This window comes from Nocardiopsis sp. CNT312 (genome assembly GCF_000515115.1).
In the GTDB taxonomy this organism is placed as follows: Bacteria; Actinomycetota; Actinomycetes; order Streptosporangiales; family Streptosporangiaceae; genus Nocardiopsis.
In genome coordinates this window covers 170293-195416 of record NZ_AZXF01000013.1, presented here as the reverse complement: position 1 = coordinate 195416, position 25124 = coordinate 170293, and the positions used below count along the sequence as shown (strand labels likewise).

Here is a 25124-nt window from a genome sequence, read left to right as displayed (position 1 = left end):
CAGGGGTGTTGCAAAGTCGGTGATCGATGGCATCGCTCCTGGTCACAGAAGCGTTCCAGCGTGAGGAAGGTGCCTTGAACACAACAACGGAGCCCTGGTAGAAGGTCAGGAACTTCCACACCCCTGGCCTCACAAGGACTCCGTTGCACCCCCAGTCTGCCATGCCCTCCCCCGCCCTGTCCGCGCCCGCCGAGGAAGAAGCCGATCCCCGCGACCGGCGGGGCCGCCGCCACCGCCTGGGCTGTATCGTCCTGGTCTGTCTGTGCGCGGTGCTGGCCGGAGCCCGCTCCCTGACCGCGATCGGCCAATGGGCGGCCAACGCACCCCCACGCACCCTGGCCCGTCTGGGAGCCCGCACCACCTGCCCCGGACTCGGAGTGCGCACCGCCCCCTCGACGGCCACCATCCGACGGGTGCTGACCAGCCTGGATCCTGCCGCCCTGACCCGCATGACCACCGCCGCCGACCTGGCTGTGCTCATCATTGACGGCAAGAGCGTGCGCGGCTCGCGCACCCGCCGTTCCCAGGCCGTGCACCTGCTGGCCGCGATGACCCCCGCCGGGCACGTCGCCGCCCAGATCCGGGTAGCGGACAAGACCAGCGAGATCCCCGCGCTCGCCGACGTCCTTGACGGGTTGGACATCGAGGGCAGCGTGGTCTCCGCAGACGCGCTGCACACCCAGACCGACACCGCCCGGCACCTGGTCAGCGAGCGCAAGGCCCACTACGTGTTCACCGTCAAAGGCAACCAGCCGACCTTGTTCGCACAGGTCAAAGCGCTTCCATGGGCGAAGGCGCCCGCCCTGTCCACCGAGACCGATCGCGCACACGGGCGGGTCGAGAGGCGCACCGTCAAGGTGCTCACCGCACCCCGGATCGCGTTCCCGCACGCGGCGCAGGTGCTGCGGGTGCACCGGTGGGTCAAGGAGGCGGCCACCGGGCGGGTGCGGCGCACCTACGCCTACGTCATCACGAGCCTGCCCGCCGAGCGGGCCGACGCCGCCCGGTTGGCGGGCCTGGTGCGGGGTCATTGGCGGATCGAGGCGCTACACCATGTACGGGACGTGAGCTTCGGCGAGGACGCCTCGCGGGTGCGGACCGGGCACGGTCCGCAGAACATGGCGATGCTGCGCAACCTGGTGATCCCGCTGCTGGCAGAGCTGGGGCACACGAGCATCCCCGAGGCGGTGCGTTGGGTGTCCTACGAGGCTTTCAGTCGCCCGCTCGACCTTCTCGGACTCGCGTGACCAGCGCTGATCCCGACCTCACCCGACTTTGAAACAGCCCTGACCACTGGCCGGGTCGTACCAGCGGGCGTGCATGTTCACCCGGCCGGTCTCCGGGTCGGTGTACTCCCCCTGGAAGCCCAGCGACCCCGTCGTCCCCGCCTCGTCGGCCACCTCACCGAACGGCGTGTAGGTGCGCGAGCCGGTCACGGTCCCGGCCACCGGGTCCACCCCGGCGATCACGTCACCGTGCATGTCGCTGACGGTGACCACACCACCGCCACCGCCCGCGGGGGCCGTGGCCAGCGGCCGGCCGTCCAGGCCGCGGGCGATCAGCTCCCCGCCGATGGCGACCGCGTCGTTCTCCTTGCCCGCGTAGGCCAGGCTCTGGCCGCCCCGGTCGATCAGGCGGTTCAGCGCGTCGTAGACGTAGGTGACCCCGCCGTCGCTGATCATCCGCCCACGCGCGTCGTGGGTGAACGCCGTGGTCGTGGCCTCCTCATCGACGGTCTGGGCCAGCGTCCCGCGCGCGGTCCAGGAGTAGTCGGTCCCCGCCGCGCTGATCAGCCGGTTGCGCTCGTCGTAGGTCGCGCTCTCCCCGCCGGCCGAGGTGCGGTTGCCCGCAGCGTCCCAGGTGTAGTCGGTGACCGTCTCGTCCGGAGCGGTCCAGGAGGTCAGCCGGCCCGCGTGGTCGTAGGTGTAGGCGTGCTCGCCCGCCCCGGCCGTACCCGCTGTGGTCTTGCCGGTCAGACGCCCGGCGTCGTCGTAGGCGTAGGACACCGACACCGTCGGGACCGGACCCGGCGCGAGGGTGGAGTCGCTGACCAGACGCCCCTGGGCGTCGTAGTCGAAGGAGCGCTCCACACCAGCGCTGCCGTAGGCGACGGCCTCCAGGCGTCCGGTGCCGGTGTCGTAGGTGTAGCTGTGGGTGGTGCCGGTCAGCGGTTCGGCGGCGGTGGACAGGCGCCCCGCGCCGTCGTAGCCGAAGCTGGTCGTTCCCGCAGCGTCGGTGCGCTGGGTGAGGCGGCCGTCGGCGTCGTAGGCGAAGGAGGCGGTCCCCGACTCCCCCGCGGAGGTGAGCAGTTGGCCGCGGTCGTTGTAGGTGTAGGTGCTGCCGCCCACGGTGGTGGGCCGTCCGGCCAGGTCGTAGCCGAAGGCGTCGGTCCGCGTGGTGGCCTCGGCGCCCGTTCCGGAGACCTCGGTGATGCGGCCCAGCGCGTCGTAGGTGGTGCTTTGGACCACGCCGCCGGGCTGGTGTTCGGCCACCGGGTTGCCCGCCGCGTCGTAGACGGTGGTCCAGGTGCGGTCGGCCAGCGCGGGGTGTGCGGTGGTGGCCGGTTCGATCACCGATTCGAGCAGGTCGTGGGGGGTGAAGGTGTACCAGGTGGTGTTGCCGCGCCCGTCGGTGAGGCGGGTGCGGTTGCCCGCCGCGTCGTAGCCGAACGTGGTGGTGATCGAGGTGGTCTCGTCGACGGGTTCGGTGAGGGTGGTGATCCGCCCGATGGGGTCGTAGCCGGTGGTGGTGGTGTGGCCCAGGGCGTCGGTGGTGGCCACGGGACGCGAGTCGTCGTCGTAGTCGGTGCTGGTCGTGGCCAGGACCGTGCCGGAATCGTCCTCGACGGTGGTGGTCGTGGGCCGACCGGCCAGGTCGTGGACGGTGCGTGCGGTGGCTCCGGCCGGATCGGTGGCGGAGGTGGTCAGACCGGTGGGGCCGTAGCCGTAGGTCGTGGTCTGTCCGGCGGCATCCGTGCTGGCCACGGGCTGGCCGAGGGGGTTGTGGGTGGTGGAGGCGGTGACGCCGGAGGGCGTGGTGGTGGAGGTGAGGTTCCCGGCGTCGTCGTAGGCGTAGGTGGTGGTGTGCGCCGCCGGGGTCGGGTGGCGTTCGATCCGGGTCTGGGTGACCTGGCGGCCCAGGTCGTCGTAGGTGGCCTCGGTGCGGGCACCCGTCGGGCCGGTGGCCGAGAGCTGTTCGCCCAGCAGGTCGTGGGTGAGGGTGGTGACCGGGGCGGTCCCGCCCGTTTCGGCGGGCGGCTGGGTGATCCGGACGGTGTTGCCGAGCTGGTCGTAGGCGTAGGTGGTGGTGTTGCCGCGGGCGCCGGTCTCGGAGGCGACGCGCCCGGCGGCGTCGTAGGCGGTGGTCAGGGTCGGGGTCAGCGCGGTGGTCGAACCGTGGGGGGTGTAGTCGGCCAGGGTCGTGGTGACCGGGCGGCCCAACAGGTCGTAGGCGGTGTGGGTGGCGTTGCCGCGCTCGTCCTTCTCGTGGGTGAGGTCGCCGAAGGTGTTGTAGCCCAGGGTCGTGGTGGGCCGGGCGGTGACGTCGGCGGTGTCCCACTCCTGGACGGTGACCGCCGGGCTGCGGGTGGTGGTGAGGTTGCCCAGCACGTCGTAGGTGTGGTCGGTGGTGTGCCCGGCCGGGGTGGTCTCGGACAGCACCAGGCCGCGCTGGTCCACGGTGCGGGTGGTGGTGAGGTCGTCGTCACCGTTCTCGACGGTGCGGCTGGTCCAGGTGCCGGTGGCGTCGCGCTGGTAGGTGACCTTCTCGGTGCGGCTCCCGCCCGCGCCGCTGCGGGTCTCGGTGAGGACCGCGCCGGTGGCGTCGTAGGTGTAGGCGGTGGTGCGGGCCAGGCCGCCGGGGTCGGCGACGGTGGTGGTGACCAGCCCGGCGGCGTTGACCTGGCGGGTGGTGGTGAGGGTGCCGTTGCCGGTGCTCTGGCTGACGAGGTGGCCCGCCGCGTCGTAGTCGTAGGAGGCCAGGACGATGTCGCGGGTGGAGCCGTCGCTCTCGCGGAAGCCGACCCGGGTCTCCTGTGCGGTGAGGCCGTCGTCGTAGTAGGTGTAGGCGGTGGTGCGGCCCATCGCGTCGGTGTGCTCGGCCAGGCGGCCCACGCTGTCGTAGGCGTAGGAGTCCAGGACGAGGTCGGCGGGATCCTGCGGGTCGTCGGGGTGGCCGGTGTAGTCGGTCAGGACGGTCTCGGCCAGGTCCCCGCCGGGGGTGTAGGAGTAGCGGAAGGTCTGGCCGTCGGCGGTGGTGCGGGTGGCCTGGTTGCCGTAGGCGTCGTAGGTGTAGGTCTCGGTGCGGTCCTCGGCGTCGGTCACCGAGGCCGGTCGGCCGTGGTCGTCGTAGGTGCGGGTGGTGGTGCGGGGGGCGTCGGCGCCGTCGAGGTCGGTGGCGGTCTCGGTGAGGACCCGGCCGTCGGCGTCGTAGGTGTAGGCGACCGATCCCTGGTGGGTCTGGCCGGTGACCGCGTTGGCCACCTCCGGTCCGGTCTCGGTCACCAGGCGGGAGGCGCCGTCGTAGGTGCGGGTGGTGGTGGCGCCGCCGGGGAAGGTGTCGGTGACCACGGTGCCAGCGGTCTGCCGCCCCAGGGCGTCGTAGGTGTAGGTGGTGGTCAGGCCGCTGAGGGCGTCCACCTGGGCCAGGTCTCCGGCGGCGGTGTAGGCGTAGGAGGTCACTCCGCCCTTGGCGTCGGTGGCGGTGGCCATGAGCCCGGCGGGGACCGTGCCGCCGCCGACGGCCGCTTCGGTGCCGTCGGTGAAGGTCTGGGTGGTCTCCCGGCCGTCGGGGAAGGCGCTGGTGGCGGGGGACGTGGTGGAGACCCGGTCGCCGAAGGCGTTGTAGCCGTAGGCGGTCAGGTAGGTGTCGTCTTCGGGGCCGCTGGAGCGGGCGTCGCGCTGGGCGGTGAGTTGGTCGTTGCGCGGGTCCAGCGGGTCGTCGGTGTTGAGGAAGTAGTCGTAGTAGCCGGTGGAGCAGGAGTCCTCGTCGTCGGAGTCGCGGCAGGTGGTCTGGGAGACCTTGTTGCCGCGCTCGTCGCGCCCGGTGCGGGTGACGGTGCCGTCTGGGGCGGTGGTGGCGGCGAGGAAGCCGCCGGTGTCGTAGGAGAAGCGGCCGGTGTTGCCCGAGGTGTCCGTCTGGGAGAGCAGGCGGTGGCCGTTGAGGGGGTCGTAGGTGTAGCTGGAGTCGCGGTCGTCGGGGTCGGTGACGGTCACGGTGACCGTGAGGTCTTCGGGGACCGCTTCCTCGTCGTCGCTCTCAGGGGTCGCCGGGGTACCGGTGAGGGTGTGGTCGGAGACCTGGTAGGTGGCGCCGTGGGAGTCGGTGTAGGTGCTGACGCGGTCGTGCACGGCGTCATGGGTCAACTGCACCCGGGTGCGGCCGCTGGGAAGGGTGATCTCGGTCAGCTTCTGGGAGAGGGTGGCCGCGGCGTGGTGTTCGGCGATGGTCCCGGCGCCCAGGGGGCGGCCGTAGACGGCGACCTCGTCGATGTCGCCGGAGAAGTGGGACACCTCGCCGGTGGTGGCGGGCCAGTCCTTCCAGTAGCCCGCGCCGACGTAGACGTAGCGCTGGTCGTTCTGGGTGATCTGGCCGTTCATGGTGCCGACGGCGACACCGTCCAGGTAGAGGGACTGGGTGTCGCCGGAGGCGGTCAGCGCGGCGTGGTGCCACTGCCCGTCGTCGACCGCGCCGCTGGAGGTGAGGGGGGAGGAGGCTCCGTTCCAGAACTCGCCGCGGAGCTTGCCGTCCGTGCCCACGTAGAGCGCGGGGGTGTGGGAGCCGGAGGCCGCCTCCTCCAGGGTGTGGTTCTGGTAGCTGAAGAGCACCCCGTCCCCGGTGGTGCGGAACCACAGTTCGATCGTCAGGTAGGGGGTGTCGGTGACCAGCCAGTCCGGCAGTTGCACGCGGGAGGAGGTCCCGTTGAAGGTCGCCGCGCTCTCGGGGGTGCCCTGGAGGACGCCGGTGGTGCCGAGCTGGACGTCACGGTAGGTGCCGGTGTGGCGGTCGCCGTCCAGCAGCAGGTCGCTGTCGGCCTCTCCGGCGCCTTCGTCCTCGCCCAGGCGCCAGTAGGCCACGGGGCCTGCGTCGCGGACGACGGTGCGGTAGTGGGAGCCGTCGGTGTAGCTGTAGGCGGTGCAGGCGCCGTCGGCGTCCTCGGGGCCGCACACCTGGGTGAGGCGGTCGCCGTCGTAGGTGTAGGTCCACTCCAGCGGCTGCTCCCCGGATTCGGGGGCGTCGGTGGTGACGGTGCTGACGCGGCCGCCGGTCCAGGTGAAGTGCAGGCTGCGTCCGCCGGGGCTGGTGGCGCTGTCCAGCGTGCCGTCGGCGGCGTAGTCGAAGGTCTGGGTGCGGCCGCGGAAGTCGGTGACCTCGGTGATGCGGCCGTCGGAGTCGAAGAGGTAGGCGGTCTGGTTCTTGTCGCTGAGGCGCCATCCGCTCTGGGCGGTGGAGGTCAGGGTGGCGAAGCTGCCGAAGGGCGGTGCGTAGGTGCCGTCGGGGTTGTGTCCGAAGCGGACCTGCTGGCCGTTGGGGTAGGTGACCACGACGTTGCCGGTGCCGTCGCCGTCGGGTTCGACCCGCATGTCGAAGCGGGTGCTCCAACCGGAGCCGAAGATGGTGTCGGTGCGCGGGTCGCGGCTGTTGTAGGTGCGGAGCACCGACAGGGCAGGTCCGGCAGCGGAGACGTGGGCGTCGGTGTCGGTGGTGGTGTAGTTGCCCACGAGGGGGTCGACGTCGCGCCCCGCACCGCTGAGGCCGACCCCGCCCAGGTGGTGGGTGATGGCGGGCTGCTCGACGGCGGTGACCACGGGGTAGTACGGACTGGCGGGGCTGGTCTGGTCCCCTTCACGGGTCCGGACCCGCCACTGGAACTGCTCGCCCCAGGTCAGGGTGTCCTCGGGCACACTCCAGGTACGGGTGTCCTGCCAGCCGGAGTCGACGCAGTCGGTGGGCTCTTCACCCGTGTCGGCGCAGGCCTCGAACCAGTACTCCACGGCGGCGTCGGTCGGCCAGTGGTCGATGGTCTCGCCGGCGGCGAAGAGGGTGGGGGTGAGGCTGCCGACCTGCCCTCCTGGGCGGGGGTAGACGTCGTTGATGCGCGGCCCCACGTCCTGGGAGGCGACGCTGACGGTGGAGACCGGCACGCTCTGCTCGGAGAACCATGCCTGGTCCCGCAGCCGCTGCATGTCGAAGTTGAGCAGGTACTCGCCCGGCGGCAGTGAGGGGATACGGGCGTTGAGGGTGGCCGAGTCGCCGGGGGTGATGCGCTCGTTCAGGCGGGTGAAGGCGACGGCGTCCAGCAGGTCACCGGTGTCGGTGTCGCGGACACGGGTACCCAGCCGGAACTCACTCCAGCCCTGGGGCTCCCAGTCCATGTCGCCGAGGTTGGTGACGGTGACGGTGACCTCGCCGCCCTGGCCTCCGGTCACCGGTGCGGTCAGGGAGTCGACGTCGTAGGAGGCGCCCCAGGAACTGTGGGTGATGGCCAGGTAGGGCGGGTTGGCGGACTGGCGGCTGCCGAAGCGCTTCCAGGTGTGGCTGGAGTCGAAGTCGGCCCGGATGGACAGGCCGTGGTTGGACACGGATCCGTCGACCCAGCCCTGGACCAGGTCGACGCCGTTCTTGCCCAGGTCGAGGGTCTCCCACGCCGAGCCGCCGCAGGTCTCTCCGTGGGCGAAGGAGTCCGTGGCCAGGGCGGAGTCGACCGAGGGGCGGTTGTCCCAGGTGACGGTGGTCGCCGACCAGGATTCGGTGACCTGGTGGACGCGGACCTCGCGCGGGGTGCAGTAGGACGACCAGTGGTTGAACAGCACCAGGTCGGCGTTGAGGATGTAGCGGTTGTCCAGTTCGCTGACGACGTCGTTGAAGCGCAGGTAGCTCATGGCCCTGCTGGCGCCGCCGTTGTAGCTGCCGACCTTGAGTTCGTCGTCGCCGCTGTAGTTGGTGGTGGGCCAGTCGTCCTGGACGTAGGCGTCGCCGTCGGTGTCGACGTCGGCCACGCTCGGGTCGACCCGGACGGGGTAGGCGCGGTCGGGGTCATCGAGCCAGGCGTCGTTGAGCGTGACGGTGAGGGACCACTGGCCGTCGGTGTGGTCCAGCCGGTAGTGGACGTCACCGGAGAGGGCGGGGCCACCCGTGTCCGGGTCGTGGGAGGAGTCCTCCATCCAGCCGGTGGGGATGACCGCCTGGGGTTCGCTGTCGGCGTCCTTGAGCAGGACGGCGCCCTGGTTGTCCAGTTCGGGGGTCAGGCCGTCGAGCTGGAGGGGGAAGGTCCACTCCCGGGGCGCGTCGGGGGAGTTCAGGACGATGGTCTCCTTGACCATCCCGGGGGTGGCCTGAAGCTCCAGGTCGGCGTCGGGGCGCACGTTCTCGTAGTGGACCGTGTCGCCTCGCACGCTTCCCGCCGCTGAGGAGGCGCCGTCGAGGCCGAAGGCCACCCGGTGCTCACCGTCCTCACCGACGTCGAGGGAGGCCAGTTCGGTGTCCTCGGCGTTGGTGGAGAGGGTGAGGCGGTCCTCCTCTGCGGCCATGGCCACGCGGTCCGCGCCGTCGCCGTCCAGGGAGCGTGCGGCTGCGGCTTCGGTGTCGGGGACCAGGGTCGTGTCGATCTCGTGCCAGGTGCCGTCGCTGTCCTGGAAGTGGACCGGGTCGGTGTAGACCTGTGTGGTCGTGGTGCCGTCGGGGTTCTCGAACTCCTTGGTCCAGCGGGTGCGCCGGTCGGTCAGCTCGACACTGGCGTCGGGGTCGAATCCGCTGCTCTGGGCCTGTTCTGTGGTGTCGTCCTGCGGAGCGAGTTCCTGGGGATCGAAGTCGGGCTCGACCGGCGTGAAGGGTGCAGCGCCGTCGTCCAGGGGGAGGGCTTCGCCGTCGACCGGGAGGTCGCCGACATCGATGCTGTTGTCCCCGGTGGCGTCGGTCCGCTCGGCGGGAACCTCGTGTTCGCGGCCGGCCGCGGTCCCGCCCTGTTGTTCGGGTCCTTCGGGGGTCTCCACCGGCAGGACCGGAGCCGTCGGCTCCTGGGCCAGGGCAGGCTGGGGCAGCGAACTGAGCATCAAGGAGAGAGCCACGGCACCGGCCGTCCACGACGTCCAGATCCGTTTGTCCAAGATTCCGCCACGGTGCGACGCGTGCACGAGGCTCCTTTATCCGCAGGCCAACAGCAACGGAACGGCCTCGTGAAGCGAGCGTGAGGCCGACCCGACAGAACCCGGACACCATAGAACAAAATGAACTTAAGTAGAGTTAAGGTTTAATAACAGGTGAAAAGTAATGAATTAGAAAAATTCCGAGCAAACTTTGTGATAATAGCGAGACTCAAGAGGGTTAAGGTTCCGCCGTCCACCCGTTTCGGCTGAAGGGGACCGATGAAGCGCCAGGGCTCTGAGCTGCCCACATCCCAGAAGTGGTTCGCAGCCGCGGTAGTGCTGTTGGTTCTGGGCGGCACGGGCACCTACGCCCTCGTCTCCAGCGTCAGCGACCCTCGCGCCGACGCCTACGACTTCAACGGCGACGGTTTCGCGGACCTGGCCGTCGGCCTGCCGGGAGACACCCTCAACGGCCATTCCGATGCCGGATCGGTGGCCGTGGCCACCGGCAGCATCTCGGGGCTGATCGGAAGCAGTTACCTCCTCAAGCAGGACTCAGCCGACGTTTCCGGAGCCCCTGAAGCCGGTGACAGTTTCGGGCAGGTACTGGCCAGTGGGGACTTCGACGCCGACGGGTACGCGGACCTGGTGGTGAGCGCCCCCTTCGAAGCCGTAGGCAGCACCGAGGGGGCCGGCTACGTCACCATCCAGTACGGAAGCAGCTCAGGCCTGATCAACGACCGCAGCCAGTCCATCCACGAGGGCAGCTCGGGGATCCCCGGTGACGTGGTCAAGGACGAGATCTTCGGCTACTCCCTGGCCACCGGTGACCTGAACGGCGACGGCTACGACGACCTCGCCATCGGCCAGCCTCTCGACTCGGCCAACAGCAAACCGAACGCGGGCACGGCACGTGTGGTGTTCGGCTCCGGATCCGGGCTCGACATGGCATCCACCATCTGGCTCGACCAGTCGACGGACAACGTTCCCGGTGGCCCGGAATCCCAGGACCGTTTCGCCGAACAGCTCGCCATCGGCGACATCAACGGCGACGGCAACGACGACCTGGTGTCGGCGACCATCGGCGAACAGATCCCCAGCGGTTCGGATCGGGGTTCAATCCATGTGATGTTCGGTCCCTTCACCGACGCTCCGTCCAGCGGGGACTACATCGACTCCGCCCACGTCGACGGCATCAGCGAGTTCTCCGGAAGCGCCCTGGCCATCGGCAACTTCAACGCCGATCCCTACCTCGACGTCGCGGTCGGCGTCTCCGACCAAAAGGTCGGTGAGGACGGTGCCGCAGGAAGGCTGGCGGTCTTCTACGCGGGCTCCGACGGCCTCTCCCACGACAACGTCGAACTCTTCGACCAGGACACTCCTGGAATCGGCGGAGGACCCGAGACGGAGGACTACTTCGCCGCCGACCTGGCCGCGGGCGACGTCGACGGCGACGGAATCGACGACCTGGTGATCGGTGTGCGCAGTGAAGCCCTCTCGGGTCACCCCGGGGCAGGAGCCGCCACGATCCTCTTCGGCAACATCCAGGGCGGACTCGCGGCGACCGACTCGCTCTGGATCGATCAATCCGTTGCAGGTGTCCCGGGAACCGTCTACGAGGCCGATCACTTCGGTTGGACCGTCGGTGTTCTGGATATGGACGGCGACGGGGTCGAAGAGCCCCTCATCGGAGCTCCGGGCAACAGCCACGGGACGGTGACCCTCCTGGAGGTGGAACGCGGCTCGCTGATCTCCGCGACGGCCTATGCCCAGGCCGACCTGGAACTCGAAGAGGGATCCGGGGAGGACGCCTTCGGGATCGCCCTGCCGAAGTAGCGTGGCGCCCGGACGCCCGGACCGTTTCCGGGAATGTCCGCGAACCGCCTACACACACGACGGCCCGTCCCTAGTCTTGACCTGTACTCGGCGCCGTTATCAGGAGCGCCACCGGTGACACGGATACGATCGACTGGGACTGCGCATGGCTCGACCCCGCCACCCGAACAAGGAGTTGGAAGCAGTACTCCGGGACGCTGAGAGCAGACGATGGCGGGGCGAGCGGAGGAAGAAGTACTACAAGATGTACTGTCCCTGCGCTGACAAGCACTTCAAGACCGTTAAACTCACACCCTCTGGGGCAAACTACCTCAAGGACCTTCTCGGGCAGTTGCGACGAGCCACGTGCTGGGAGGAGCAGGAGCTGTGACCGTACACCACCTTGTCGCCGATCTGGAGTTCGACGCCCGGAACGCGCCCGAGAGCGATGACGCCTTCGACGCCTTCGACGCCTTCGTCGACCGACTCATCGACGAACTCGACAACCTCCAGGAGTGCGACCCCGGCATCGTCGACCCGGACGTGGCCGGGAGCCTGGCGAAACGGACGGTCTCCGTCACCATGGGGGTCGACGCGGGAAGCCTGGAGGACGCCATGCGGCTCTTCTCAGCCAACGTCCGGGCGGCGCTCCACGCGGCGGAGTGCGACACCTCCACTTGGCCGCGTTTCGTGCCGACGGAGAAGAGCCCCAACGTCACCCACCTCGACAGCGCAACGAACTGACCCGCGGGTACGGGAAGACATCGTTCTCTGATCTGGAGGCCGGGCACGCGGCTGCCCGGCCTCAGGCGATCGAAGCACCAGGCCCGTTCTCACCTGCCGAGCCTCGTATCCGCCCGGGCCAGGATGCGTGAGATCTCGGAGGCCGCTTCCCGGGTATTTGGGTGTCCCTCGTTCACCATGGCCAACAACTCCGCTTGTCGACGCGCGATATCGGGGTGTCTCTCGACCTCGATGAACTGGTCCCACGAACGACAGAACAGCCACAGGGGACCGAGGCTCTGATTGGTCTGAGCCTTGGTGCTGGCCTCGACGAGTCTGCGGTCGAACTCCTTCAGCCGCGAGGGGGCGAGTCGCACCAACGCCGCACGCAGGGCGGCCGGGTTCGCGTCCGGCCGTGGGATGAGAGGCACCTCGGTAGCCTCGGCCACAGGTGGTCCCGGGATCTCAGATGATCGGGGGGCGGCCGGCGAGGGTCATGCGCCAGGCGGTGGACCAGCGGATGGGGCTGCGCCGGCCGGCGTCCTCGCGCCACCCCTCGCGGAAGCCCCCGAACCAGGAGCGCAGCGCGGAGCGGTCGCGCTCGCGCAGGACGGTCAGCCCCACCCAGGTGCCCAGGTAGGCCAGGGCCAGCGGCCACGGCAGGTTGCGGCGGGCCAGCCAGACCCGGTTGCGGGCGTTGAGCCGGTAGAAGTTCTCGTGCCGGGTGGGCGGGACCGCCGGGTGGTACATCACCGCCTGGGCGTCGTACTCGATCGTGTACCCGGCGTCCATGATCCGCCAGGCGAGGTCGGTCTCCTCGTGGGCGTAGAAGAACTCGCCCGGCAGGCCGCCGCCCTCGTCGAAGGCGCTGCGGCGGATGGCGCACGCCCCGCCCAGGAAGGTGGTGACCCGGCTCGACACCCGGGAGTCTCCCACCCGCAGCCGGGGCACGTGGCGGCGCTGGTCGGGACCGCCGTCGGGGTCGGCGATCCGGAAGGACAGGGCGCCCAGGGACGGGTCGGCGGCGAAGCGGTCCCGCACGTGGGCGGCCAGGTCGTGGGACCGGTACCAGCCGTCGTCGTCGAGGAACAGCACGATGTCGCCCCTGGTGGCCCGGACGCCGTGGTTGCGCCCCTCGGGGATGCCCACGTTCTCCGCCAGGCGCACCGTGGTGACGCCCTCGGGCAGCGTGGGCAGGTCCGCGCCGTTGCCGACCACGACCACCTCGACGTCCGTCCCCTCCTGCTCGAACACGCTGGTGATCGCCCGGCGCAGTTCGGCGGGGCGGTTGCCCATGGTCAGCAGGACACAGGACAGCGTGGGCTGGGTGGGACCGGACACCTCGCGGCGGCTCCGTTCGGCTCGGGGTGCTCGGGGTTCGCTCGCCGCGGGCGCGCCGGAGACCGGTGAGGACGGAATCAGGGATGTGGCCAAGGCTCGCGACCGTTCAGTGGACGACAGACAACGGAGAGGTTGACTCTAGCCAACGCTCACACGAACAGACTAATGAGAAGATAAGCCAAATGTGTACGGAGCCGTGTGACGGGTAGGACACACGGCTCCGCAGGTGACGAGATTGTCACTTTCGCGCTATTCGAGCCTGCGCGAGGCGACCACGCTCACGAAGTGCGCGGCGCTCATCACCACGCCCACGGCGGCGCACGCGGCCACCAGGACCCGGGTGGCCGCCAGGTCCCCCAGGAAGGCGTCCGCCACGGCCGCCACCACGACGAGCAGCGACAGTTCGACCGCCTGGATGAGCCGGTGCACCTTGAGCGCGGAGGCCAGGCGCCGGGCCAGGCTCAGGCCCGACGAACGCGGGCGCATCGCCTCGGCCGTGACCTCGGCGGGCAGCCCGGCCTTGGCCCGGGCCACCACCACGTTGTCGGTCTCCGCCTTGATGAGGACGACGCCGAGCGCCGCGGCCATCCCCAGGACGACCCAGCCGCCCGCCGACCACTCGCCCTGGGCGCGCACGCCCAGGCCGACGAGCAGGGCCACCTCGGAGACGTAGTGGCCGATCCGGTCCAGGTAGATCCCGGCCACGCTGGTGCGGCCCGTGTAGCGGGCCACCTCGCCGTCGGAGCAGTCCAGCAGCAGGTAGAGCTGGACCAGCAGCGCGGCGAGGACGGCCGACCACAGCCCGCCGAAGGCCACGACCGCTCCTGCCAGCACGCCGCAGGCCATCATCAGGTAGGTGATCGGGTTCGGGGGGACGCCGAGGCGGACGAAGAGCGTGCTCAGGTACGGCGAGAGGTCCCGCATGTAGTACCGGCCGGCCCAGTGCTCCTCGTTGACGCGCTCCTTGATTCCGGGGGGTTGGCCACCGGACCGGACGTCAGCGACCGATGGTTTCGACATAGTCAGCGACACTCCGCGCGATCTCGTCCTCGGTGAGGCCCAGGTGTTCCAGGATGGTGAACCGGCCGGGCCGGGTGCCCGGTGCGTGGGCGACGGCCCGGGCGAAGTCCTCGTCACTGAGCCCCGCGTCGGAAGGCAGGGTCGGCAGCCCGTGGCGCACGAGGCAGGCGCGGATCTCCTCCAGCCGTGGCTCCGGCCACCCCTCGCGGCGCGTGCGCAGGAAGGACGCGTACAGCGCACCCAGCCCGGCGAGCTCGCCGTGGTTGCCGACCCCGGGGTAGAGCTGGGTGACGGCGTGCAGGATCTCGTGGCAGGCCCCGCTCGCCGGACGGCTGGACCCGGCCACCGACATCGCCATGCCCGAGAGCACCAGCCCCTCGGCGAGCACGCCGAGGAAGGCGTCGGACTCGATGGAGTCGGGCCGGTGCAGGACCGCCTCGGCCGCGACCCGGGCGAACGTGACGGCCATGCCGTCGACCGGCTCCCCCTTGAGGCGGCCCGCCAGGTGCCAGTCCTCGATGGCGGAGATGTTGCTGACCACGTCGCCGACACCGGAGCGCACCAGGCGCTCGGGGGCGGCCCGGACGTAGTCGAGGTCGATCACCACGGCGATGGGCATCGTCACCCCGATGGAGGGCTTGCCGCCCTCGTGCTCCAGGGAGCTGACCGGGGAGGCGATGCCGTCGTGGGCCAGGTTGGTGGCCACGGCCACCATGGGGATGCCCGCCATGGTGGCGGCGTACTTGGTGACGTCGATGGTCTTGCCGCCGCCGATCCCGGCGACCGCCTCGTAGGCACCCGCGCGCAGCTTCGTGCCCAGCTCGGTGGCGGCGTCGACGGTGCCGTCGTCGACCTGGAAGACCTCGCTGTGCGGCAGGTCCAGGTCGGCGACGATACTGGCGCCCTGCCCGGGGCCGACCGCGACGGCGATCCGCCCCTCGGTGGCGATGCGCCGGTCGGCGAGCACGTCCCCGAGGGAGGCGACGGCGCCGCGGCGCACGTCGATGGCCAGGGGGGAGGCGAGCATTCTCGCTAGTAGCGGCATGCGATCTCCCTGGCCTTGGCAAGGTCGTCGTGGTTGTCGACCTCGACCCAGTCGACCCGTCCGATGGGGGCCACGGCGACCTTCTCCCCGCGGCGGACGAGTTCCTGGTAGCCGTCCTCGTAGTAGAGCTGCGGGTCGCGCTCCCAGGTGGCCTTGAGGGCGTCGGCGAGCCGGGCGTCGAGCGAGCCCTCGATGAGGGTGGCGCCGATGTACTCCCCGGCGGCGGTAGCCGGGTCCATGAGCTTGGTGATGGTGCGCACGTGTCCCCCCTCGTCGAGGGTTACCTTCATCTCCTCTTCGGCGAGAGTTTTCACATCGTCCACCGCGAGGAGCAGCTCCGGGCCCCTGGCTCCCAGTAGCGTGTTCTCGACACTCACGGGGTGCACCGTGTCGCCGTTGACGAGGAGGACACCCTCGGAGAAGAACTCGCGTGCGGTCCACAGGGAGTAGGCGTTGTTCCACTCCTCGGCCTTGTCGTTGTAGCTGAGGGTGATCCTGACGCCGTGGCGCTCCTCCAGGGCCTCCTTGCGCTCCTCGACGGCGCGGGCCTGGTAGCCGACCACGACGACGACGTCGGTCAGCCCGGCGGCGGCGAGGTTGCCCAGGGAGATGTCCATGATGGTCGTCTCACCGTCCACCGGTACCAGGGCCTTGGGCAGGGTGTCGGTGTAGGGGCGCAGACGCCGTCCGGCTCCTGCGGCGAGAACCATTCCGAGCATGAGGGCGTGTTCCTCCTTCATCGGGGAGGCGCCTCACGCCTCCCCGTTCGTTCCGGCGGCCGGTCGGCCACCGTCTGTGTGCCCGTGCGGGGGTGCTGCGGGCTCCTCCGGGCCGTCGCCGTCCCCGGGGCAGGGCGGGGCGACGGTCGTGCACACCTCGGTCACGGGCGTGGTGCTCCAGGAGCGCACGGCTTCGCGCACCAGGAGCACCGCCAGGTACGAGGCGAGCACACCGTAGGCGGGAGTGAGCGCGCCGAACGCTCCGCCGACGGCGAGGACGAGCATGCGGCCGTCCCAGCCCAGCGCCGCCCGGCGCACCCATGCGGGCCGCGCGACACCGACCGCGGGACGGCAGACGCCGTCGCGGTGGTGGCAGGCGACCACCACCAAGAGTACGAACACCAGCGGACCCGGCACACCGGACGCCAGTCCCAGGACCACCAGGTACCCGTACTCCGTGGCGCGCAGGACCAGCGGCACGAGCCGGTCGAAGCGCCCGTCGTGGGGGTGTCCCGATGAGGGACCGGAGAGCAGCAGCGCGGCGGCCGGTGCGAACAGGGTAATGCCTGCCAGCTCCCCTCTGACCGCGGCCAGGAGCGTACCCACCACGAGCAGGCCGGTGAGCGCGGGGAGCAGGGGCGTCACGGCGCCGGGGGCCGCCCGTCCGAGCAGGGTGCAGAGGTGGCCGTCGTCACGCAGGACGCGCAGGTCGGGGATGCTGGCCCGCAGGCGCTCTCGGGGCGGGTTCACCCGGCGTCCCCGGTGGTCGGGTCGATGAGCTCACAGGTCACCGCGAGGGCGCACCCGACGGTCAGGGTGAGCAGCGCGGCGCGTGCGTCCCAGAACGTGGCGGTCACCGCGATCACCAGGAAGCGGGTGGACTGGGTGAAGGCCAGCAGGCGGCGCAGGACGGCCGGGGGCGCGCTCCCCGGCACGGCCGGACGCGGCTTCCGGGCGGGGGGCTCGGGTGCCGGGCCGCTCCGGGGAGCGGTGCCGCTGCCGCCACCGGTGCCGAAGAGCCGTCCGGTGATCGCCGGGTCGCTCTCCTTGGGCCCCTGGGGCGGCGCGGGCAGGAGGTCCTTCAGCAGGCCGCCGGAGGGCCGCTGCGCGCCCGTGGCGGCCTCGTTGAACCCGGGGGCCGGCGCGGCGGCGGGCGGGGCCGACCGGGACACCAGGAACGAGTCGCGCAGGGCGAGGGCGATGAGTGCTCCGGCCGCCCAGGCCCAGGCGCCCTCGATCCCGGCCGCGACCGCGCCGAAGGCGAGCCCGGCGTAGACGACGTACTCGCGCAGTTGGGCGAGCATCGCCGCGAGCCACATGGTGAGCGCGTCCCGCCGGTCGGCGCGCATACGCGACCGGACGGCGTCGCAGAACAGGACGGCCGCCAGGAACAGGGCGCCGACGACGGCGCCCACGGCGTCGCCCCGGGAGAACCAGACGGCCGCGGCGACGGCCACCAGCACGCTCACACGGCTCGCCCCGGCCCGTGTGACGCCTCTGCGTTCCAACATCCGCGCGGTCGACCGCGCCACCGTGCCCTCGGCCATGACGTGCCCTCTCCTGCGTACTGAGGGACACCGTTTCTCACTATGGGCAGCCAATCAACCACTGACACGCTCATAGCGCCCGGTACGGGCATACGCGGACGAGGTTCGTCCTGGGGCGGACGTGAGCGCTCGGTTTCGCGGTGGGGCGAACCTCGACACCTACCGCCCGCGGCCCCGGACGCCAGGCCCCATCGGCGGTCTAGGAGCTGTTCTTTGAACGCAGTGCCGCACCGCAGGGGGGTGGCTCGGGCTCCCACGGGGCTGGCGGAGGTCCCGAAGGCGGGTTCGCGAGGAACGAGTGAACACGCCGTAGGGGCCGAAGGTTCCCGTGTTCGTAGGAGCCCGAGCACGAACAGAAGAAGCAACCGCGCCGCCAGGCGTCCGTTGAGGGTGGTGGCGGGCGACGGGCGGGCGGAGGTTCAAAAAAACACAGTCTAGGCGGCCTGGCCGCCGTCGCCCTGCTCCTTCTCCTGCTCGGCCTGCTTCCTGGCCTCCTCGCGCTTCTTCTTCTCCTCGGCGCGCTTCTTGCGCGCGGCGATCTCGGCCTTGGTGTCGGCGTTGTAGGCCTCCAGCGCGGCCTCGATGTCGGTGTCCAGCGCCAGTTCGCCGCCCCGGATGTACAGGCCGCGGTTGCAGAACCTGCGCAGGTCCCCCTCGTTGTGGGAGACCAGGACCATCGTGCGCTGGTTGGCCAGCATGCGCTCGATCGCCTCGTAGCACTTGCGTTTGAACGCCTTGTCGCCGACGGCCAGCACCTCGTCGACCAGCATGACGGGGTGTTCGAGCTGGGAGATCAGCGCGAAGCCGAGCCGGACCTTCATGCCGCTGGAGTAGTGCCGCACCGGGGAGTCGATGAACTTGGCCTCGATCTCGGCGAATTCGACGATCTCGTCGAAGCGCGCGTCGATCTCCTTCTCGCTCATCCCGTGCAGCGAGCCGACCAGGTACACGTTCTCTCGGCCGGTGAGGTTGTCGTTGAACCCGGCCCGCAGCTCCAGGAGCGGGGCGACCTTGCCGCGCACGTGCACCTCGCCCTCGTCGGGGATGAGCACCCCGGCGATGAGCTTGAGCAGCGTGGACTTGCCGGTGCCGTTCTTGCCGACGATGCCGACGCAGTCGCCGCGGGCGACCTCGAAGGAGACGTCGCGCAGCGGCCAGAAGTCGTTGCCCTGGGCGTTGGGGTCGCGCTTGCTGCCGTGGATGAACATCTCGCGCAGGCTGCGCTTGCGGCGCCGGTTCACGGCGAACTTGACACCGAGGCCCTTGGCCTCGATGACCGGACCGCCGTCGGCGGTGCCGTAGCTGGTCTGCGCCATCACAACTCCTTCAGGACGGACATCTCCAGGCGGCGGAACGTCCAGTATCCGATGACGAGCATGAGGAGCGAACCGACCACCGCTGAGGTCAACGCCAGGGTGGTGGGCACGAGTTCCTCGAACCCAGCGAACCACACCGCGCGGTGCATCTGGAAGATGCCCAGGAGGGGGTTGAGCTGGAAGACCGTCTCCGCCCACGCCGGGACGGAGTTGTCCTCGCCCAGGACCATGGAGGCGGGGAAGAGGATCGCCGAGCCGTAGAACAGCAGTCGCGTGAGGATGCGCGTCAGGCGTTCGACGTCGCGCAGCAGCACGTTGACCGAGGACAGCAGCAGGGTGACGCCCAGACCGAAGGCGAACGTGAGCACGACCGCCAGCGGCAGCCAGAGCAGCAGTCCCTCCACCGAGGGGCGACCGCCCAGCACGATGACGAAGAGCACCAGGATCGGCCAGGTGAGCAGGTACTCGACGAACTTGGTGCCCACGGACGCCAGGGGGAAGATCTCGCGGGGCACCTTCATGGTGGTGATCAGCTTGGAGTGCGTGATCATCGTCCGGGGGGCCTCGCCGAGGATCTGGCTGAAGGTGGTCCACGGCAGGATGCCCGCGACCAGAAACAGCAGGAAGCCGCCCGTCTCCGCCGCGCCCTCGGGCATGCCGCGGCTCGCGTTCAGGACGATCCCGAAGACGAAGAAGTAGACCAGGGTCATGGCCATGGGTTCCAGCATCGTCCAGGCGTAGCCCAGAACCGACTGCTGGTACTTGACCTTCAGGTCGCGCCGGACCAGGAGGCCGACGACCTTCCGGTGCTCCCAGACGGCCAGCGTCCGTGACGCCACCGCCACCTCCAAGGGTTGTCTCTCACGTCCGGGCGGCTCTCGGCCCGGGACGGGCGTGTAGGTACTCGCCTGCGCGTACCGGACCGGCGGGCCAGGCCCCGGGACCCAGCGCCTGGGGGATGTCGCGGGCCGCGCCCCTCCGGTCCCGGGTGGACCGGGTTCCGGATCGGACGCGCCACAACAGGCGTCCACAGATTACCGCCGTGACGGATCGGCCGAACCCACCCATCCGGGGACAGGCGCCGCGGACCGCGCCAGGGCCCCGGCCACCGGTCCGCTAGGGTCGGCGCATGGCTCCCCAGATCCCGCGCGTGATCGCCGCGGTCCTCGCCGGAGGGGTGGGATCGCGCATGGGCGCGGCCACCCCCAAGCAACTGCTTCCCCTCGCGGGGCAGCCGATCATCGCCCACTCCGTCGCCGCCTTCGAGGACTGTCCCGACGTGGACGACATCGTCGTGCTCATGGTCGCCGAGCACGTGGGGCGGGTGGAGGACATCGTCGCCGACGCCGGGTTCACCAAGGTCCGCGCGGTCCTTCCCGGCGGGGCGACGCGGACCGAGACCTCGCGCGCCGCGCTGGACGCGATGGAGGGGGCGGCCGGAACCGACCTGGCCCTGCTGCACGACGCCGCGCGCCCCCTGCTGCGGCCGGCCACGGTCTCGGCGTGCGTGGCGGCCCTGGGGACGGCGGGCGCGGTCGGGGTGGCCGTGCCCAGCACCGACACGACGGTGCGTGTGGCACCCGGCCGTACCGGCGGTGAGGTGATCGCCGACGTTCCGCCGCGCTCGGAACTGCGGCGCATGCAGACCCCGCAGGGCTTCCGGCTGGACGTGGTCCGCCGCGCCTACGCCCTGGCGGCGGCCGACCCGGGCCTGGTCGCCACCGACGACTGCGGTGTGGTGCTGCGGTACCTGCCCGGTGAGGAGGTCCGGATCGTCGGGGGCGACGAGGCCAACATCAAGGTCACCAACCCGGGCGACGTGGAGGTCGCGGAGGCGCTGCTGCGGCGGGCGCGGGCCGGGGAGGCCCGGTGAGCCCGGTGTTCGCCCCGACCGAGGTGATCGGCCACCGGGGGGCGGGGCGCGGCGTGGTCGGCGGCGCTGTGGAGAACTCGGTCCGCTCCTACGCTGCGGCTGCCGAGGCGGGGGCGGACTGGGTGGAGATCGACGTGCGCCGCACGGCCGACGACGCCCTGGTGCTCTATCACGACGCCTGGCTGGCGGACGGCCGAGCGGTGGTGGACCTGACCGCCGGGGAGTGCGCGCGGGCCGGGATCACCGGCCTGGACGAGGGCCTGGCGGCGCTGCCGGAGGGGGTGGGCCTGGACGTGGACGTCAAGTCGGTGGTGGAGGACGCCGTGGACGCCCCGGCACGGCGGACCGTCTCGCTGCTGCTCCCCTACCTGCGCCGGGAGGCCCGGCGCCGCCGGGTGCTGGTCTGCTCGTTCGATCCGGGTGTCCTGCTGGCCGTGGCGGAGGGGGCTCCGGGGGTCCCGACGGCGTGGATGCCCTACGTGCGCACCCCCGCCGACCACGCGGTGCCGGGCGCGGTCGGGCTGGGCTGCCCGGTCGTGGCGATCGACGCGCGCGCCTTCGGACTGGGCGGTGAACGGCCGCGGCCGGGGCGGCGTCCGGTGTCCTACGCCGTGGACCTGGCGCACCGCGCCGGCCTGGAGGTGGTGTCGTGGTGTCCGGACCCGGCGGAGGCCGCGCTGCTGGCCGGTGCGGGCGTGGACGCGGTGGTGGTGGACGACGTGCCCGGCACGGTGGCTGCGCTGGGGGCGGTGCGGCCCGGCGGGTGAGCGCTCAGGTGCGGACGGCGGCGGTGCGCGAGTCCGCGCCGAGGCCGGGCGGGCTGGTGAGGAAGCCGACCCCCCAGGACATGTGCATGGTCGCCAGGGCGAGGGGGACCATCGGCCAGGACGCGGCGGACAGGCCCCGGGACAGCGGGACCGACGCCGCGGTGATCAGGGCCAGGTAGGCGGCGGGTACCAGGAACAGCGGCCAGAGGAAGAGCCCTCCGAGCAGGCCGGCGGCGATCCCGGCCACGGCGAGCGGCGGGGCCAGGTAGCGCAGGTTGATCGTGCCCTTGTGCTGGCGGGCGACCACGCGCCGCCAGCGGCCGTAGTGGAAGTACTGCTTGGCCAGCAGGCGCACGTTGCGGCGCGGCCGGTAGGACACCCGCATGCGGGGCTGGAACCACACGGTCCCGCCGGTGGTGCGGATGCGGTGGTTCATCTCCCAGTCCTGGGCGCGCAGGAACGCCTCGTCGTAGCCGTCGACGCGTTCGAGGGCCGAGCGGCGGAAGACGCCCAGGTAGACGGTGTCGACCGGGCCGCCCTCGCCTCCGGTGTGGAAACGCGCGTTGCCCACGCCCACCTTGGAGGTCATGGCGGCGGCCACGGCCCTCTCCCAGGGGGTGGTGCCCTCGGCGGCCATGATCCCGCCGACGTTGTCGGCGCCCGTCTCCTCCAGGGTCTCCACGGCCACGCGCAGGTAGTCGGAGGGCATCATGGCGTGCCCGTCGATGCGGGCGACGATGCCGTGGCGGGAGGCGGCGATGGCGGCGTTGAGGCCGGCCGGGGTCCTGCCGGTGGGGTTGTCCACGACCGTGACGCGGGGGTCGGCGGCGGCGATCCCGTCGGCGACCTCGCGGGTGCGGTCGGTGGAGGGCCCCACGGCGAGCACGGCCTCCAGTGCGCCGGGGTAGTCCTGGGACAGGACGTGGTCCACCGCGGCGGCGAGGTGGCGCTCTTCGTTGAGGACGGGCATGACGACGGAGACCGGCGGCCAGGACACGGATACTTCCCCAGGTCGATACGGGTCGCTGATGCGTGGGACGCGGGTCAACGGTACTGCACGGCGGCCTCCGTTCCGGCCCGGTGGAAGGCCGCTGGGCCGAAACGGGGCAGGGCCTCAGCCGTTCTTGACGGGAAGGGCGTCGGAGTCCTCGTACGCGCCGGCGAGGATCACGATGAAGTCGATCAGCGCCCAGAGGCCGAGGCCGCCGAAGGTGATGAGCATCAGGATGCCGGTGCCGGTCTTGCCGGTGTAGAAGCGGTGGACGCCGAGGAAGAAGCTGAGGAGGACGGTGGCGAGCCAGTTCTTGCTGGAGGCGGCCTCACCGGACGGCGCGGTCATCGTGCACTCCGAAGGTGTCGGGGGGAGTCGAGGGAGGCGGTACTCGCCGGAGCCAGGGGAGGCTCCTGCCCGTTCTGTACTGGGAGTAGGGCATACATCCGCCCATTGCCAGGTCACATTGGTTATTGAGGGGAATATCCCACTCGCGTAGAGCGAGAATCACGCGGATCCGTCGCCCCTCCCGGAGCCGCCCCGAGCGGGCGACACGCCGAGAGTGCCCGTCCGGCCACTCTGAGCACATCAGGTGACAACCTAGGAGTAAAGGGATTCCGGCTCCGAAGGGGCCGGAAGGACACGCCCGACACACTGATGACGGACACCGCTGCACGGGTGGGACGGGGACGCCGATGAGTGACGGCAACACGGAAGGGCCGGGACCCGCGGACGAGTTCCGCCGCATGCGATCCCAGCCGCTCCCGCCCGCACCCCAACGCTCGGGCCGCTCGGGCCGGGTCACCGTGCCCCCGGCCGCCGTGCGCCGCCACCGCACCGCCCTGCTGGTGGTGGGCGCCCTGTCGGCGCTGGTCCTGGTCGCCTCCGGCACCTCCTGGGCGGTCACGGGGTGGATGTCGGGAACGCTCAACCGCTTCGACGTGTTCGGGACGCTCTCCGAGGACGGCCGCCCCGAGGAGTCCGGCGGCCTCACCTTCCTGGTCATCGGCTCCGACTCCCGCGGGGAGATGAGCCGCGAGGACCGGCACGCGCTGAGTGTGGGCTCCACCCCCGGCCGCAGGTCCGACGTCATCATGCTGGTGCGGGTCGACGCCGAGAACGACCGCGTCGCCGTGGTCGGCGTCCCCCGCGACCTGTGGGTCGAGATCCCCGGCGAGGGGCCGGACAAGATCAACGCCGCATACGCCCACGGCGGTCCGACCATGTCGGTCCGGACCGTGGAGGCCCTCACCGACGTGCGGATCGACCACTACGTCGAGGTGGACTTCGACGGGTTCGTGGACGTGGTGGACGCCCTCGGCGGGATCGAGGTGTGCCTTCCCGAGGCCATCGACGACCCCAAGGCCCGGCTGGACATGGCGGCCGGCACGCACGGGGTGGACGGGACCGAGGCCCTGGCGTTCGCCCGGACCCGCGCCACGGAGCGCGGCGACCTGGACCGCATCGACCGCCAGCAGCAGGTGCTCTCGGCGATGCTCGACAGGGCGGTGAGCACCCGGACGCTCTCCGACCCCTCCCTGATGACCGAGTTCCTGCGCAGCGCGCTGTCGTCGGTGACCGTGGACGAGGGGCTGGACACGGACACCATCAACCGGCTCGGCTACCACCTGCGCGACCTGGAGCTGTCGGAGGTCTCCTTCACCCAGGTGCCCATCGCCGACATGGACCACCGGACCCCGCGCGGGGAGTCCGCGCTGCTGTGGGACGAGCCCGCCGCGCGGGAGCTGTTCGACCGCTTCCGGGAGAACCGCCCCATCGACGGCTCCGCACCGGTCCGGGACGGGCGGCCCGACCCGGCTGACATCCGGGTCCGGGTGTTCAACGGGACCGCGGGATCCGGGCTGGCCTCGCGCACGGAGCGCGAGCTCGCCGCTGCCGGGTTCCAGATCAGCGCCCCCGCCGCGAACTGGGGGCGCCGGGACGTGTCCCTCACCCAGGTCCGCCATGCGCCCGGGAACGGGGAAGCCGCGGCCTACGTCTCAGGGATGTTCCCCGGTTCCGAGACGGTGGAGGAGCCTACGCTGGACGGTGGACTCCACATCGTGATCGGGTTCGACTTCACGGCACTGCACGTTCCGGAGGACACCGGACGCGAGCCCGCCGGGAACGCGTCCGCCACCGACGGCGCCTCGACCGTCAGGACCGCCCAAGACAAGGTCTGCGGCTGAACCCGAGCGAAGGAAGGTGGCTCCCGTGCTCCGCCATCTGGTCGGTCTGCTCACCGGTATCGCCCTGGCCCCGCCGCTGTGGGCCGCCCTCGCCTGGGGGACGGACCTGTTCCCCCGACTCGCCGGGGGCGAGGTGACCGCGGCGACGGTGTCGGCGGCGATCGTACTGGCACTGGCGGGGGCCGTCGGCGCCTACCTGGCGGCGGGAGGGGCCTCACCGCTGTGCGCCGCCGCGGCGGGGCTGCTCCTGACCGCGCTGGGCCTGTGGCCGGTGCTGTCGCCGCAGACGGTGGGCACCGCCCTGGGCTGGCTGGACCCGGAAGGCTTCCTGTACCCCGCTGGCCCCGGGCTCGCACCAGCTCTGGCCGCGGGGGTCCTCCTGCTCGGTTCGGCGATGACGCCCACCCGGTGGCGGGGCCGGCGCGCCGTCGCGGAAACGCCCCCCGCCGCCGACGGCACCGCCCCCGGCGGGGACCGCCTCCGCGACGGCGGCCCCCGCCCCACGCGCCCGCTCCCGGCCGAGCCCGCCGGCGAGCGGTTCTCCGACACCCCTCCCCTGCCGACGCACGGTTCCGGCTCCGGCGACCCGGACAAGACCACGACGCCCTTCCGCAGGCAGGGCGGGGACCCCGCCTCGCGGCACCCACTGGACGTCGCCCCCGAGCAGTTCCGCTCCTTCGACGACCGGAGCTGAG

19 protein-coding genes are annotated in these 25124 nt (G+C 71.2%); 7 read left to right on the top strand and 12 right to left on the bottom strand.

The window, feature by feature from the left end:
- The first annotated feature begins 143 nt into the window (after window positions 1-143).
- The gene (locus B042_RS0105625) at window positions 144-1247 is read left to right on the top strand and encodes an ISAs1 family transposase (protein ID WP_231493836.1); all 1104 of its coding nucleotides are present in this window, start codon (window positions 144-146) and stop codon (window positions 1245-1247) included.
- Between the two features lie 18 nt (window positions 1248-1265).
- Here B042_RS0105625 and B042_RS26920 read toward each other — a convergent pair whose 3' ends face one another.
- The gene (locus B042_RS26920; RefSeq protein ID WP_155988888.1) at window positions 1266-9065 is read right to left on the bottom strand and encodes a DNRLRE domain-containing protein; all 7800 of its coding nucleotides are present in this window, start codon (window positions 9063-9065) and stop codon (window positions 1266-1268) included.
- Window positions 9066-9362: 297 nt separating this feature from the next.
- Between B042_RS26920 and B042_RS0105615 the strand changes: the two genes are divergently transcribed.
- Together B042_RS0105615 and B042_RS0105610 are read left to right on the top strand one after the other, a co-directional pair.
- Window positions 9363-10919, top strand: a complete 1557-nt coding sequence (locus B042_RS0105615) for an FG-GAP repeat protein (RefSeq protein WP_028647447.1) — start codon at window positions 9363-9365, stop codon at window positions 10917-10919.
- Window positions 10920-11285: 366 nt separating this feature from the next.
- Window positions 11286-11642 (top strand): hypothetical protein, encoded by a 357-nt coding sequence (locus tag B042_RS0105610; protein ID WP_028647446.1) that lies wholly within the window; start codon window positions 11286-11288, stop codon window positions 11640-11642.
- A gap of 89 nt (window positions 11643-11731) precedes the next feature.
- Here B042_RS0105610 and B042_RS0105605 read toward each other — a convergent pair whose 3' ends face one another.
- From B042_RS0105605 to B042_RS0105565, 9 genes are all read right to left on the bottom strand, one after another.
- Window positions 11732-12052: a DUF6247 family protein gene (locus tag B042_RS0105605; protein ID WP_028647445.1), complete on the bottom strand. Its 321-nt coding sequence runs from the start codon at window positions 12050-12052 to the stop codon at window positions 11732-11734.
- A 34-nt stretch (window positions 12053-12086) separates the two neighbouring features.
- Window positions 12087-12917 (bottom strand): glycosyltransferase, encoded by an 831-nt coding sequence (locus tag B042_RS0105600; protein WP_197024182.1) that lies wholly within the window; start codon window positions 12915-12917, stop codon window positions 12087-12089.
- A gap of 294 nt (window positions 12918-13211) precedes the next feature.
- Window positions 13212-13982 (bottom strand): CDP-alcohol phosphatidyltransferase family protein, encoded by a 771-nt coding sequence (locus B042_RS0105595; protein WP_028647443.1) that lies wholly within the window; start codon window positions 13980-13982, stop codon window positions 13212-13214.
- Window positions 13960-15009, bottom strand: coding sequence for an iron-containing alcohol dehydrogenase family protein (locus tag B042_RS0105590; RefSeq protein ID WP_028647442.1), 1050 nt, complete (start codon window positions 15007-15009; stop codon window positions 13960-13962). Before B042_RS0105590 ends, B042_RS0105595 begins: the two co-directional genes overlap by 23 nt.
- A 5-nt stretch (window positions 15010-15014) precedes the next feature.
- Window positions 15015-15746 (bottom strand): sugar phosphate nucleotidyltransferase, encoded by a 732-nt coding sequence (locus B042_RS0105585; RefSeq protein WP_028647441.1) that lies wholly within the window; start codon window positions 15744-15746, stop codon window positions 15015-15017.
- A gap of 33 nt (window positions 15747-15779) precedes the next feature.
- Window positions 15780-16496, bottom strand: coding sequence for a DUF5941 domain-containing protein (locus B042_RS0105580; protein ID WP_028647440.1), 717 nt, complete (start codon window positions 16494-16496; stop codon window positions 15780-15782).
- Window positions 16493-17293 (bottom strand): hypothetical protein, encoded by an 801-nt coding sequence (locus tag B042_RS0105575; RefSeq protein ID WP_028647439.1) that lies wholly within the window; start codon window positions 17291-17293, stop codon window positions 16493-16495. The genes B042_RS0105580 and B042_RS0105575 overlap by 4 nt, the downstream gene beginning before the upstream one ends.
- Before the next feature lie 434 nt (window positions 17294-17727).
- Window positions 17728-18609, bottom strand: coding sequence for an ABC transporter ATP-binding protein (locus tag B042_RS0105570; protein ID WP_028647438.1), 882 nt, complete (start codon window positions 18607-18609; stop codon window positions 17728-17730).
- Window positions 18609-19460 (bottom strand): ABC transporter permease, encoded by an 852-nt coding sequence (locus B042_RS0105565; protein ID WP_028647437.1) that lies wholly within the window; start codon window positions 19458-19460, stop codon window positions 18609-18611. Before B042_RS0105565 ends, B042_RS0105570 begins: the two co-directional genes overlap by 1 nt.
- A 278-nt stretch (window positions 19461-19738) precedes the next feature.
- Between B042_RS0105565 and B042_RS0105560 the strand changes: the two genes are divergently transcribed.
- Window positions 19739-20482 (top strand): 2-C-methyl-D-erythritol 4-phosphate cytidylyltransferase, encoded by a 744-nt coding sequence (locus tag B042_RS0105560; protein ID WP_036553962.1) that lies wholly within the window; start codon window positions 19739-19741, stop codon window positions 20480-20482.
- Window positions 20479-21249: a glycerophosphodiester phosphodiesterase gene (locus B042_RS0105555; RefSeq protein WP_028647435.1), complete on the top strand. Its 771-nt coding sequence runs from the start codon at window positions 20479-20481 to the stop codon at window positions 21247-21249. Before B042_RS0105560 ends, B042_RS0105555 begins: the two co-directional genes overlap by 4 nt.
- A gap of 4 nt (window positions 21250-21253) precedes the next feature.
- On the opposite strand, the gene B042_RS0105550 is transcribed toward B042_RS0105555, so the two are convergent.
- A complete protein-coding gene (locus B042_RS0105550) occupies window positions 21254-22246 on the bottom strand; it encodes a glycosyltransferase family 2 protein (protein WP_028647434.1) in 993 nt (330 codons plus the stop codon).
- Window positions 22247-22363: 117 nt separating this feature from the next.
- Complete coding sequence (locus B042_RS0105545; RefSeq protein WP_028647433.1) at window positions 22364-22588, bottom strand: TM2 domain-containing protein; 225 nt, start codon at window positions 22586-22588, stop codon at window positions 22364-22366.
- Between the two features lie 347 nt (window positions 22589-22935).
- On the opposite strand from B042_RS0105545, the gene B042_RS0105540 reads away from it, so the two are divergent.
- Both B042_RS0105540 and B042_RS0105535 read left to right on the top strand, forming a co-directional pair.
- Window positions 22936-24429 (top strand): LCP family protein, encoded by a 1494-nt coding sequence (locus tag B042_RS0105540; protein WP_028647432.1) that lies wholly within the window; start codon window positions 22936-22938, stop codon window positions 24427-24429.
- Window positions 24430-24454: 25 nt separating this feature from the next.
- Window positions 24455-25123 (top strand): hypothetical protein, encoded by a 669-nt coding sequence (locus tag B042_RS0105535; RefSeq protein WP_028647431.1) that lies wholly within the window; start codon window positions 24455-24457, stop codon window positions 25121-25123.
- Window position 25124: the final 1 nt, after the last annotated feature.

Excerpts from the sequence above, each read along its gene's own strand:
- B042_RS0105615 (WP_028647447.1), top strand. The coding sequence starts at position 9,363 with ATGAAGCGCCAGGGCTCTGAGCTGCCCACATCCCAGAAGTGGTTCGCA.
- B042_RS0105600 (WP_197024182.1), bottom strand. The coding sequence starts at position 12,917 with ATGGGCAACCGCCCCGCCGAACTGCGCCGGGCGATCACCAGCGTGTTC.
- B042_RS0105595 (WP_028647443.1), bottom strand. The coding sequence starts at position 13,982 with ATGTCGAAACCATCGGTCGCTGACGTCCGGTCCGGTGGCCAACCCCCC.
- B042_RS0105590 (WP_028647442.1), bottom strand. The coding sequence starts at position 15,009 with ATGCTCGCCTCCCCCCTGGCCATCGACGTGCGCCGCGGCGCCGTCGCC.
- B042_RS0105585 (WP_028647441.1), bottom strand. The coding sequence starts at position 15,746 with ATGCTCGGAATGGTTCTCGCCGCAGGAGCCGGACGGCGTCTGCGCCCC.
- B042_RS0105575 (WP_028647439.1), bottom strand. The coding sequence starts at position 17,293 with ATGGCCGAGGGCACGGTGGCGCGGTCGACCGCGCGGATGTTGGAACGC.
- B042_RS0105570 (WP_028647438.1), bottom strand. The coding sequence starts at position 18,609 with ATGGCGCAGACCAGCTACGGCACCGCCGACGGCGGTCCGGTCATCGAG.
- B042_RS0105560 (WP_036553962.1), top strand. The coding sequence starts at position 19,739 with ATGGCTCCCCAGATCCCGCGCGTGATCGCCGCGGTCCTCGCCGGAGGG.
- B042_RS0105545 (WP_028647433.1), bottom strand. The coding sequence starts at position 22,588 with ATGACCGCGCCGTCCGGTGAGGCCGCCTCCAGCAAGAACTGGCTCGCC.
- B042_RS0105540 (WP_028647432.1), top strand. The coding sequence starts at position 22,936 with ATGAGTGACGGCAACACGGAAGGGCCGGGACCCGCGGACGAGTTCCGC.